Source organism: Bacteroidales bacterium, assembly GCA_016707785.1.
In the GTDB taxonomy this organism is placed as follows: Bacteria; Bacteroidota; Bacteroidia; order Bacteroidales; family UBA4417; genus UBA4417.
In genome coordinates this window covers 68,161-80,476 of sequence record JADJGZ010000057.1, presented here as the reverse complement: position 1 = coordinate 80,476, position 12,316 = coordinate 68,161, and the positions used below count along the sequence as shown (strand labels likewise).

The following is a 12,316-nucleotide window of genomic DNA, read 5'->3' as shown; positions in this document are numbered from 1 at the left end:
AATTACTTCGCCGGATTGCTTTCAAGCGCTTTAAGCCTTTGCTCAATTGCAAGGTTGATCGCTCTGAGTTCTTCAATAACTGATTTCAATTCTGTATTGTCATTTTTAAGATCTGTGATTTGCTGTTGCTGTTCCTGCACCGCCTTCACCAAAGGCACCACAAAATCTGAATATCTCAGGGCATACACATCCTTCTCATTCTTCGGAGCATCCACTCCTGAAAAATCATATCCCAATTGCTGAGCTGCCATCTCCACTTCCTGGGCTACAAAACCAGAGGTGATTCCACTCATCGCCTCTCCTTTGTATGCAGCATCAACCCCGATATATGCATTGATGGCATTGCGGTTCAGGCGGTAGGTAACAGGACGGAGCTGGGTAATGAAGGAAAGCCCCGGTACATTTTCACTCAGGTTTTCCTTAAAGCGGCCATCGGAGATATTGCTCCAGTTGACATAGCCGCCGATAGAATTAACAAAAACATTGCCGATGCGAACCTGGTCGGTAGCGGTGGCAGAAGCATCGATACCAAGGGTGGTTGTATTGGACAGGTTCGATGTATTTGGGCCAGTATTATAGCCAATTGCTGTATTATACGAGCCATTTACATTTTGTGTTAAAGAACTGGCTCCGACGGCAGTGTTCTGAAATCCACTTGAGGTGTTATATCCTGCAGTATAACCTACTGCCACATTTGAAGAGCCTGAGGATATTCTTTCTAATGACTCTGAACCCACAGCTGTATTCTGAATACCGGTGATGTTGCCTCCAATGTATGATGGCCCTAACATAGAGCAATAACCTATCGCAATATTGTCAGCGTTATAGGGAGTTAACAGGTTATTTGATTTATACAATGCATTAGCACCAATTGCGACTGACCGGGAACCGGCCTTGTTCAAACGGAGTGCAGCATTTCCTATAGCAATGTTATTACTCCCTGTCTCGTTATCGTATAAAGCATGACTTCCGATTGCGGTGTTATTTAAAATATTCCCACCACCTCTTCCAATTGTATGCCCGTTAAATTTAGCATCCCCATTAACCTCCAGCAATGCTGACGGGGCATTCGTGCCAATCCCGACATTTCCTGCACTATAGTATAGGTTACTGCCATTGCTTGTCCATTGCCCGCTACCTGAACCAACCTTAATCCAGTCGGGTACTGCAGCTGTCCCGGCATTATAGTAGAGCCCTGTGGAGCCATCGGTTTGATAGATAATAAGCCCCGTTGCAGGATTTGAAACAGATGTTTTCTGAGCCTGAGTCATCCTGGGAACAAGAAAACCCTTATCTGTGGCTTTAACATCCAGCATGGCAGAATTATCAGGGCTTGCACCATCAGTATTAATCGCTACCTGTGTTTTTGCTGACAAGGTCAAGAGTATGAGAACTCCAAGCGTAAGTATTAGTTTTTTCATGAAATGTGTATTAATAAATATCAATTCGCCCTCTTGTTTGGAGGGGATTTATAAATGTGAACTTTTAAAGCTGTTCCCTTTGAAACCAGATTGGGTTTTTGGTATTAAAGGAAAAACATATGCACAAAAATAAATATAAACTTTTAATTTATACTCATTCTTGGCAGGTTTGCAAACGCAAAGCTGATTAGAATGATTTATGCCGAGAAGAGTAATTTCTCCGCCGGTTGGCGGATCGCAAACCTATTCAGCTTCGGTATACTATACAAAGAAGTCCGACTTCAGAAAATCGGACTTCTTCACGAACTCTTTTTAGAATAAAACTATTTGCTTATCCCGGCTTGTTGCATCTGTGCTTTAAGCAATTCTACCTCAGCCTGTAGCTCTTTAATCATCTTACTCTGTTCCTGGTTGGTATTATTCAGCTCTTGCACTGCTTTTACTAGGGGAACCACAAACTCCGAATATCTTAATCCATACAGATCCTTTTCGTTCTTCGGAGCATCCACCCCACTGAAATTATACCCGGTTTCCTGCGCAGCTTTTCTACATCCTGTGCAATGAATCCACTGTAGTAAATCTGTTCCTTTTCCTTAATGCCAGAATCATCGCCAGCTTCCTGCAGGTTGCTTGTCATTTCCGGTTTCAGAAATGCATTAATTCCTTCGAGATCCAGGGTATAGGTTACAGGTTTTAACTTGCTGATAAATGATAATCCGGCAACATTTTCATTCACATTCTTCTTGAAACGTCCATCTGAAACATTGGTCCAGCCGACGTATCCGCCAATGCTGGTAACTGCCACATTCCCAATGCGGATCTGGCTGGAGGCTGTCACAACAGCACTATATCCCAAGGCTGTGCTATTTGCAGTCCCGTTAAATTTGTTCCACTGCTTGCACCAATAAAAGTTGAATTTGAACTTGAGTATAGCTCCTCCTGCAGAAGTTCCCAGGCCTGTGTTATTCGACTGTACAGTCACTCCGTAAAGGGCATTGAATCCTACAGCAGTATTATAGTGCCCTGACTGATTGGCCAGTAATGTAATGACACCTAAGGCAGTATTCCCTACACCTGAGTAATTGTTGGTAGGCTTTTGTCTCCTATTGCTGTGTTGTGTGATCCAGTGGTGTTATTTTTTAGTGCTCTGTTACCAATTGCTGTGAGAAACTTCTCAGAGTTCACATCATTTAGCAGGAAGAGTGCAGAGTCTCCTATTGCAATGCTCCCGCTGTTTGTAGAGGTATTATACATAGCAAATGATCCAATTGCAATATTATGACCTCCACTGCTAAGCATGGTAAGGGCTTGAGGTCCGACGGCTATATTATTGTTGCCGGACAGGTTATACTGAAGAGCATTGTACCCGGCAGCAATATTGCTGCTTCCGGTAGTGTTGGCACCCAGGGCGGAGGTTCCGACTGCAATATTTTTTCCTCCGCTTGAGGTAACAGTTAATGAATTGGACCCTATAGCAACATTATAGTTACCTGTATTAGATGCCGGATTATCTGAACCTTTTAGCGCATTATATCCTACAGCCACGTTTGAATTATTGAAAGCTACAGTTGAATTGCTGGCATTGGACATGGCATAGGCTCCAACAGCTGTTGCCTGTGATCCGGCAACATTCCAAAAAAGGGAATTTATTCCCATTGAGACATTCTGCCCCCCTGTCACATTTTGACCCATTGCATTATTCCCAATAGCAACATTGCCAATGCCGGAAGTATTCAAACCAAGTGAATAGCCACCGAAAGCATTATTGTCGGTACCCGTTGTATTGTTTCCCAGGCTTTGATAGCCAAAAGCCTGATTGTATGAACCTGTTGTGATATTTGACATACTCACATGTCCAAAGGCGGAGTTCATATTCCCGGTGGTAATGGTCCTCATCGACCTGTATCCTGAGGCTGTATTTCCGCCGCCTGTATTGGCAGATGCCGTTACTGATCCCCTTAAAGCTTCATAACCTAATGCTGTATTATAATTGTTATAGGATGAGGTTGTATTATTCGCATACTGCATTGCATTGGTTCCGACGGCTGTGGCATAGCTCCCTGTTACACATGAATAAAGTGCATTTTGCCCGATAGCCAGGTTACTTGATCCGGTTGTATTGGAGTAAAGCGCTGCCTGTCCAACAGCAGTATTGCTTGCTCCGGTTGTGTTGGAGGCCAGACTGTAGGAACCCACTGAACTATTATTACTGCCTTGTGTATTGGCATATTGGGAGTTATATCCTACTGAAGAATTCTGACTTCCCAGTTGGTTACTAAATAGTGTGGATGTTCCAAGCCCTACATTGTTTGAACCAATTGTATTATTGAGCATGGATTGAAAGCCGATTGCCGTATTGTTGTTGCCTGTGTTGGATGCAGGAGCAGTCGAACCGCGCAGGCTTCAAATCCGACAGCAACATTTGCAACTGTGCCTAAGCCCGCATTGCTGTTCGCATAATACATTGCCCTGGAGCCGATAGCCGTTGCACCTAGTCCGCTGGTTGCACTGTTAAGGGCTTCATTTCCGATTGCCGTATTATGGTTGCCTGTTATGTCCGATTTGAGTGCAAGATTACCAAAGGCTGAATTATTACCTCCGCTGTTGTTGGCAAAACCAGACTGGTATCCAAAAAAGGTGTTCACTGTACCGATTGTGTTGGAATTTCCAGATTGATATCCCAGAAAGGTATTCATCAATCCATTGTCAATCCTGCCGGCTTTCTGATTAAACACCCTGAAATTCAAAGGTTTGTTATCCGTAGTACCAATAAAATTTGTCGCATCAACGGTGCCGGAATTTCCGGTGGTAAGCCATCCTGAAGAAGAAACCAGCAGTGAAATCCAGCCTGTGGCTCCGGTATATACCTGAAACTGATTCAAATCTGTGTCAAAAACCAGAAGTCCGGTTGCAGGTGAAGCAATGGCAAGTTTCTGGGCAGTGGTCATTCTTGGAGAGAGAAATCCCTGGGTGGTGGATTTCACATCCAGCATTGCTGAATTATCGGGGGTAGATCCATCGGTGTTAATGGCAACCTGTGCGCCTACCGTTAATCCAAAGGAAAGGAGAATTATAAGTAGTAGATTTTTCATGGGTCTTACTTGTTTACAGGACTTATTTGGATTCAAGTTTTTCGAGTCTTTGCATTAGCTTTTCATTCTGAGCCTTCATCTCTTCAATAGAGGCGCTCATAGAAACAATGGTTTGCTTCAGCTCATCATTCTGAACTTTCTGTTCTTCGTTAACGGCATTCAACTCCTGCACAGCCTTTACCAATGGCATGACAAACTCAGTATACCTGAGCCCATACAATCCATCAGCTGTTTCCGGTTTATCCACCCCATTGAAATCATAGCCTATGTCGGCTGATGCCTTAGCAACTTCCTGGGCAATGAAACCTGTCATTCTGACTTTCTCGATATCGTACTTTCCAGTCCAGTCTTCGGTATTCTTCTGGCCTTTGTACAGAATTTCATTTTGCCTGTGGATGTGCAGATTATAGGTAACCGGGCGAAGTTTCAGGATGCATTCCCGTCCGGGTACATCGGCAACAATACTATCCTTGATACGCTGATCGCTGTATATTGACATTGGGACCTGGCCCTGGATCCGGGTAACGGAAGTGTTGCCCAGTTCTACAGAATTATTAATGCTGAGCGAACTGCCTACGTTGGACCCTATCCCTGTCCAATTAGAAGTTGCAGTTGAAGTTGGGAATGCATATTCACCTATGCCGGTATTGTTGCTTCCCGTGGTATTTGTATACAATGCATGGTATCCCAAAGCAGTATTGTAATAGCCAGTTGTGTTTGATCTTAATGAGTGAGAACCACAGGCAGTATTATAATTACCAGTTTGATTCAGTTCCATAGCCCAGTTGCCAAAGGCAGCATTTTCCTGGCCGGCAGTATTGGTTGCCAAAGTATTGCCGCCATAAACCGCATTGTTTGAGCCCGTAGTGTTTGCTAATAAAGAAGATACCCCGGTTGCTGTATTCCCGCTTCCTGAAGTGTTATTCAACATTGATTGATAACCTGCCGCTGTATTCCATTGACCAATATTATTTGCAGCACTCGCACTCCCTTTGAGTGCTTCATATCCAATAGCGGTATTATAGGTAATTCTTCCTGTTGTTCTATTATCGGCATAAAACATGGCATTGTATCCTATTGCAGTGCTTTGATTATTTGATTTATTATGATACAAAGCTCCATAGCCAAAAGCGGTATTATCAGATCCAGTAGTATTTGATAAGAGAGCATAAAAACCAGTGGCTGAATTATAGCCCCCTGTAGTATTTAACCTGAGGGCTTGTTCTCCAATAGCAGTATTTTTACCACCGGTAGTGTTGTTAGCAAGTGAGCTATTTCCAATAGCAGTATTTGAATTTCCGCTAATATTGTTACTAAGAGCTTCTGATCCCACTGCAGTGTTAAAATAACCATTATCATTTGAACTAAGTGCATAATATCCTACAGCTGTATTGTTTTCGCCCATGTTAACATTAAGCGTTAGCGTTCCAAATGAAGTGTTTTGTGTATTATACTCTACTTTACCTGCCTTCTGATTGTTAACTTTAAAAATCAGAGGCTGACTATCAGTAGTTCCTATAAAGTTAGTATTAGAAGAAGTCCCGCTATTGCCACTTAGTCCCCATCCTGAGCCAGTCCCTGTCATAACCCATGCCGGGCTTGCAGGGGAAGCTGAATTATAATAAAATCCGGGAACGTTATCAGTTTGAAAGATCATCAGGCCTGTTGCCGGACTAATAATTGCATTGCGTTGAGCCAGGGTCATTCGGGGAATAAGCAACCCCTTGCTGGTGGATTTCACATCCAGCATGGCTGAATTGTCGGGGGCGGAACCATCAGTATTTACGGCAACCTGAGCCATAAGCTGATTGGCTAATGCCATAAAAAGAAATAAAAACTTTTCCTAAATAGCTTGTTTCTGCATTCAAGTCTTTTCTAAAAGTTCGTATAAAAGTTTAATTTGGTTCTTTTTGAAACAAAACAGTTGAAAGTCATTACCTGCAGATAAGCATTTCTAATTTCTCTAGTCTGCGATCTTCATTCTTTAAATTTCTGAGATTCAATAACGGCATGTTGTTCCTGCACTGCCTTTACCAGTGGCATAACAAACTCTGTATACCTGAGGCTATACAATCCATCAGCTGTTTCCGGTTTATCCACCCCATTGAAATCATAGCCTATGTCGGCTGATGCCTTAGCAACTTCCTGTGCAATGAAACCTGTCATTCTGACTTTCTCGATATCGTACTTTCCAGTCCAGTCTTCGGTATTCTTCTGGCCTTTGTACAGAATTTCATTTTGCCTGTGGATGTTCAGATTATAGGTAACCGGGCGAAGTTTAAGGATGAAATCCAGTCCGGGTACATTGGCAACAATATTATCCTTGATACGCTCATCGCTGTATAAAGACATTGGTACCTGGCCCTGGATACGGGTAACGGAAGTGTTGCCCAGTTCTACTGAATTGCTTATACTGAGTGAACTTCCTGCATTTGAACCTATACCTGTCCAGTTATTTAGTATTCCGGAGATTGGATAAACATTCTCACCCAAGCCGGTATTATATCCACCTGATGTAATAAAATAAAGTGCATTCTGACCGACAGCAGTATTGAAATTACCAGACAGATTTGACCTTAATGCATGTGAACCACAGGCTGTATTATAATTTGCTGTTTCACTAAGTTCCATTGCCCAGTTGCCAAAGGCAGCATTTTCCTGGCCGGTTGTATTGGTTGCCAATGTATTGCCCCCATAAACCGCATTATTTGAGCCTGTAGTATTTGATAATAATGAAGATACTCCGGTTGCGGTATTCCCGCTACCGGAAGTGTTATTCAACATTGATTGATAGCCTGTCGCTGTATTCCATTGTCCGGTATTGTTTGAAGAAACATTACTGCCAAGAAGTGCTTGATATCCAATAGCGGTATTATAGGTTGCTCTGCCGGTTATCCGGCTATCTGCATGCCCCATCGCCCAGGTTCCTATAGCTACACTATAGCTATTTGCTTTGTTATCACTTAAGGCACTTGCTCCAATTGCTACGTTGTTATCTCCTACGGTATTGTAATACATAGCATTATATCCAATCGCCGTATTATCTTCACCTGTTGTATTTAGGTAAAGAGATGATTCACCAATTCCAGTATTGTAATATGCTGTGGTACTAAAATGTAGCGCATAATTACCCACAGCAGTGTTGACACCACCAGTTGTATTACTGGCCAGGGCACCAAAGCCGTTTGCCGTGTTTGAACTTCCGTAAGTATTCTGACCTAGTGCATCTGTTCCTGTAGCGCAGTTAAATGATCCGTAGGTATTGAGTTGAAGAGCCGACCTGCCAATAGCAATATTACTATTCCCGGTAGAATTCGTATTTAAAGCCTGATATCCAAGTGAAGTATTTGATAAATTGTGGTCTATCCCACCTGCTTTCTGGTTGTTAACCCTGAATAAGAGTGCTACATTATCAGTTGTTCCAATGAAATTGGAAGTACTTGATGTACCGCTATTACCAGTCAAGCTCCATCCTGAACCTGTACCTGTCATTACCCATACCGGGGTGGAACTGCTTCCTGAGTTATAGTAAAACCCGGGGACGTTATCAGTTTGAAAGATCATCAGGCCTGTTGCAGGACTAATAATTGCATTGCGCTGAACAAGTGTCATTCTGGGTGAGAGGAATCCCTGGGTGGTGGATTTCACATCCAGCATGGCTGAATTATCGGGGGTGGAACCATCGGTATTTACGGCAACCTGTGCGCCGGCAGCAATACCACAAAATAGCAATACCAGTAGAAATAGATTTTTCATAGTAGAGGATATAGGAGTATTGATTATTTATTTTCAAGTTGTTCTATTCGTTTTAAGAGCTCTTCATTCTGTTTGGTCAACTCCTGGATGGCTTTAACCATGGGTGCCATCAGGTCATTATAGCGCATACTGTAGAATCCTTTATCATCAACGGTAAGAATGCCTGAATTCACAGATCCGGCATCTGTCAAAGCTGCTTCCACCTCCTGTGCAATAAAGCCATATTCTGTTTTTTTATTTTCATCATTCAGGCGTGTATAGGATACAGGATTCAGGGTATTGATAAAATCCAGACCAAGGTTCGATTTCTTTATGTCCGCCTTCAGTCTTTTATCAGATGTTATAGACCAGCCGACCTCGATTCCTGCATACGAAATGTACCCGTCACCCATGCGAACCTGGTTGTTTCCCACCGCACTGGGAACCTGGGCGTTATTCCCAATACCAATGTTATTGGAGCCAGTGGTGTTGTTCGAAAGGGAATACTCACCCAAAGCACAGTTATAAGAACCGCTGGTGCTGTTAAATAAAGAATTTGTCCCTACTGAGGTGTTATAATCACCTGTTGTGTTATTACGAAGAGCTGATACACCTGCACCCACATTTTGCTGACCTGTTGTATTGTAAATGAGTGAATTTGAACCGAGTGCTGAATTATAATTGCCTGTTGTATTTGCATGAAGAGAAGACTCGCCTATGGCTGTGTTCTGAACTCCTGTTGAGTTGGTATAAAGGGACTTGCTACCATTTGCTGTGTTTTTGTTTCCAGTTGTGTTGTAAAAAAGTGAATAGACACCAACAGCCGTATTTTCAATCCCACTTGAATTATTATAAAGTGAATAGAATCCATTAGCAGTGTTATAACTTCCTGTTGTGTTGTAGGTGAATGAATGGCTGCCAACAGCAGAGTTAGCAAAACCGGTTGTGTTTTTTAAAAGTGAACTCTCCCCGATGGCTGTGTTGCTATATCCCGTTGTGTTGTCACTAAGTGAATAGTTGCCAACCGCAGTGTTTTGATTTCCTGATGTGTTGTTATTAAGTGAGTAGTATCCATTTGCTGTGTTATTGTTTCCTGTTGTGTTGTTGACAAGTGAATAGTAGCCAATTGCCGTGTTTTGAATCCCTGTAGTGTTATGAAAAAGTGAAAATGAACCACTAGCAGTGTTATAACTTCCCGTTGTGTTGGAGTAGAGTGATTGATTGCCATTAGCAGTGTTAAAAAAACCGGTTATATTATTTGCAAGAGCATCCTTCCCACTCGCAGTATTACCATTCCCAGTTGTGTTAACTAAAAGTGCGTTAACTCCATTTGCAGTGTTATCAATTCCTGTTGTGTTGGAGTAGAGTGATTGGTTGCCAATAGCAGTGTTATTATAACCGCTTGTGTTGGAAAGAAGAGTGTTTCCCCCAATAGCTGTGTTATTATATCCTGTTGTATTGAATAAAAGCGCGCCATTTCCTGCTGCCGTATTATTATTTCCTGATGTGTTGGATAAGAGTGAACCTCCGCCGATGGCAGTGTTATACAACCCTGTATTTGAAGGATTTAGAGAGCTTATACCAAATGATGTATTATATATTCCAATATATCCGGCCCTATCATTATTTCTTTTAATGATTACATCCTGGTTATCCGTGGTGCCGATAAAGTTGGTAGTAGCATCAGTGCCTGAATTACCAGTCAATCCCCAGGTGCTGGCTGAACCAAGCTGTACCCAGGCTGTGCTGGTGCGCGTAAAAAGGCTGTTAAAATCCGTATCGAATACTACCAGACCTGTGGCTGGCGATGCAATAGCATTGCGTTGAGTGGTTGTCATGCGTGGTGGCAAAAATCCTTTGTCAGTGGATTTCACATCCAGCATGGCTGAATTATCAGGATCGGAACCATCAGAGTTGATAGCTACCTGGGCCAGTGATGAAAGATTAAATATCAGGGAAAAAGTTGCAAAGAGTAATACATTTTTCATATTAACTGTATTGATTTTAAGGAATATAGAACAACTGAAACCTTAGTTGCATTCTTCCCCTTTCAATTATTTTAATTTTTCTTCAATCAGCTTCAACCTTTCTTCGAGTTGTTGATTCGTTGCTTCAAGTTTTTGAATCTTCGCTTTACTTTCCTCAATAATACCCTGTTGTTCCTGCTGCTTTCACGGGGTGCAAAAAGATCATTAGTACCTTGACACTATACATTCCTGAATCATCTTTTGTAATCATGCCAGGATTTCTGATTCCAAGGTTGTTGGAGCGTTTCCTCCAATTCCTGGGCAATAAAGCCGTATTCCGTTTTTTGCTTTTCATCATTCAATCGTGTATAGGAAACAGGATTAAGCTTGTTGATAAACTCTAAACCAAGATCCGATTTGGTAATATCTCTTCAGCCTTTTATCAGAAGTTATGGACCAGCCAACTTTGGATTCCCATCCTCCAATTACATAATTCCCCATACGTATCTGGTTATCTCCTGCTGCATTAGGAACTTGGGCGTCGAATCCTATACCTATATTATTGGATCCTGTGGACAAACTTGAAAGTGACCAATCACCCATTGCACAATTATGAGAACCAATTGTGCTGTTAATTAAAGAATTTGTTCCCACCGCGGTGTTAAAATCACCTGTTGTGTTATTACGAAGAGCAGATACACCTACACTCAGTTGTTTAGCAGTTGTATTGTATATTAGTGAATTTGAACCAAGTGCTGAATTATAATTGCCTGTTGAATTCATAAGAGAAGACTCCCCAATGGCAGTGTTATCGTTTCCAGTTGTATTGAGATTTAGTGAAGCGTCTCCAATGGCTGTGTTATTGTTTCCAGTTGTATTATGATTAAGTGCACCGTGTCCAATACCTGTGTTCTTCTTCCCAATTGTATTGTAAGCTAGTGAAAAGGAACCATATGCATTGTTATAATCGCCATCCGTGTTGTTGAAAAGTGATACATATCCATAGGCATTGTTATGCCACCCTGTCGTGTTGTAGTTAAGTGATTGATAACCCTGGGCAGTATTAAATTGTCCTGTCGTGTTGTAGTAAAGTGATTGATAACCCTGGGCAGTATTCCCGTAGCCTGCTGTATTGGAGAAAAGTGTTTGATATCCATTTGCTGAATTAGCATTTCCAGTTATGTTGGAGTAAAGTGACTGATATCCATTAGCAGTGTTGAGGTATCCAGTTGTATTATTTGCAAGTGCTTCTTTTCCACAAGCCATATTATCTCTTCCAGTTGTGTTGGAATAAAGTGAATGATTTCCTATCGCTGTATTTATTCTAACCAGTAGTATTATTTTCAAGAGTTATTGGTTCCAATAGCACTATTCTGAAGTTCCTGGTTGTATTTGACTGCAGAGAACTTACCCTGATGCCCGTATTATTATATCCTTTGTATTAATTTAAGAGCCGCCGAACCGGGCAGTGTATTTGAACCTGACTTGTTGTGACTTAAAGTATTTGCGTCCGATTGATGAAATTGTTCTAACCAGGTACAATTTAAAGGGTATTGATCCCGATTGCAACGTTGTTATTGCCATTTGTGGTTGAAATTCGTATTGAGGTCCCAGAGAGGTATCGAGCGCTTAATCGATTCCACCCGTTTCTGGTTATTAACCCTAAATCAAAAGTGAAGTTATCTGTCGTTCCAATAAATTGGTACTAGCATAGTCCTGCTATTGCCAGTCAGTCCCCAACCAGAGCCTGTCTCACCCACCCTGGTGTAGAAGGCTGTTCCTGAATTATAAAGAATCCTGGAAGATTGTCAGTTTGATAAACCATCAAACCTGTTGCAGGGCTAACAATAGCATTTCGCTGAGCCATAGTCATTCGGGGAATCAATAATCCCTGGCTGGTTGATTTGACGTCCAGCATGGCTGAGTTGTCTGGTGAAGTACCGTCTGCATTAATAGATACCTGGGATTTAACATTTTGGGATAGAATCAGAAGTAACCCAAGTGAAATGATGAGTTGTTTCATGTAATACAAGTTTGATGGATAGATATAAAATTATAATAAGGCCAGAAAAACCAATTTTTCCGGGGCCAAACTATAAAC

Annotated in this window: 10 protein-coding genes; all 10 read right to left on the bottom strand. The window is 41.9% G+C overall.

The annotated features are described in order from the left end of the window. Positions 1-2 precede the first annotated feature (2 nt). Complete coding sequence (locus IPH84_19080) at positions 3-1,421, bottom strand: tail fiber domain-containing protein (GenBank protein ID MBK7175268.1); 1,419 nt, start codon at positions 1,419-1,421, stop codon at positions 3-5. Positions 1,422-1,890: 469 nt separating this feature from the next. Then, entirely contained in the window at positions 1,891-2,403 is a 513-nt protein-coding gene (locus tag IPH84_19075) for a tail fiber domain-containing protein (GenBank protein MBK7175267.1), read from the bottom strand. Between the two features lie 86 nt (positions 2,404-2,489). Then, positions 2,490-3,755 (bottom strand): hypothetical protein, encoded by a 1,266-nt coding sequence (locus IPH84_19070; GenBank protein ID MBK7175266.1) that lies wholly within the window; start codon positions 3,753-3,755, stop codon positions 2,490-2,492. Beyond that, positions 3,722-4,513, bottom strand: coding sequence for a hypothetical protein (locus tag IPH84_19065; protein ID MBK7175265.1), 792 nt, complete (start codon positions 4,511-4,513; stop codon positions 3,722-3,724). Before IPH84_19065 ends, IPH84_19070 begins: the two co-directional genes overlap by 34 nt. Before the next feature lie 22 nt (positions 4,514-4,535). Continuing rightward, complete coding sequence (locus IPH84_19060; protein MBK7175264.1) at positions 4,536-6,335, bottom strand: tail fiber domain-containing protein; 1,800 nt, start codon at positions 6,333-6,335, stop codon at positions 4,536-4,538. A 155-nt stretch (positions 6,336-6,490) separates the two neighbouring features. After that, positions 6,491-8,269, bottom strand: coding sequence for a tail fiber domain-containing protein (locus IPH84_19055; protein ID MBK7175263.1), 1,779 nt, complete (start codon positions 8,267-8,269; stop codon positions 6,491-6,493). Positions 8,270-8,292: 23 nt separating this feature from the next. Then, complete coding sequence (locus IPH84_19050) at positions 8,293-10,236, bottom strand: tail fiber domain-containing protein (protein MBK7175262.1); 1,944 nt, start codon at positions 10,234-10,236, stop codon at positions 8,293-8,295. A 233-nt stretch (positions 10,237-10,469) separates the two neighbouring features. Then, on the bottom strand, positions 10,470-10,640 hold the full coding sequence (locus tag IPH84_19045; GenBank protein ID MBK7175261.1) for a tail fiber domain-containing protein: 171 nt from the start codon (positions 10,638-10,640) through the stop codon (positions 10,470-10,472). Then, positions 10,597-11,562 (bottom strand): hypothetical protein, encoded by a 966-nt coding sequence (locus tag IPH84_19040; GenBank protein ID MBK7175260.1) that lies wholly within the window; start codon positions 11,560-11,562, stop codon positions 10,597-10,599. The genes IPH84_19045 and IPH84_19040 overlap by 44 nt, the downstream gene beginning before the upstream one ends. Before the next feature lie 382 nt (positions 11,563-11,944). Beyond that, positions 11,945-12,238, bottom strand: a complete 294-nt coding sequence (locus tag IPH84_19035; GenBank protein ID MBK7175259.1) for a hypothetical protein — start codon at positions 12,236-12,238, stop codon at positions 11,945-11,947. Positions 12,239-12,316: the final 78 nt, after the last annotated feature.

Bases quoted from the DNA above. Each gene is read 5' to 3' on its own strand.
- IPH84_19070 (MBK7175266.1), bottom strand. From the start codon at position 3,755: ATGCTCAATAATACAATTGGTTCAAACAATGTAGGGCTTGGAACATCC.
- IPH84_19080 (MBK7175268.1), bottom strand. From the start codon at position 1,421: ATGAAAAAACTAATACTTACGCTTGGAGTTCTCATACTCTTGACCTTG.
- IPH84_19065 (MBK7175265.1), bottom strand. From the start codon at position 4,513: ATGAAAAATCTACTACTTATAATTCTCCTTTCCTTTGGATTAACGGTA.
- IPH84_19060 (MBK7175264.1), bottom strand. From the start codon at position 6,335: ATGGCATTAGCCAATCAGCTTATGGCTCAGGTTGCCGTAAATACTGAT.
- IPH84_19035 (MBK7175259.1), bottom strand. From the start codon at position 12,238: ATGAAACAACTCATCATTTCACTTGGGTTACTTCTGATTCTATCCCAA.
- IPH84_19055 (MBK7175263.1), bottom strand. From the start codon at position 8,269: ATGAAAAATCTATTTCTACTGGTATTGCTATTTTGTGGTATTGCTGCC.
- IPH84_19050 (MBK7175262.1), bottom strand. From the start codon at position 10,236: ATGAAAAATGTATTACTCTTTGCAACTTTTTCCCTGATATTTAATCTT.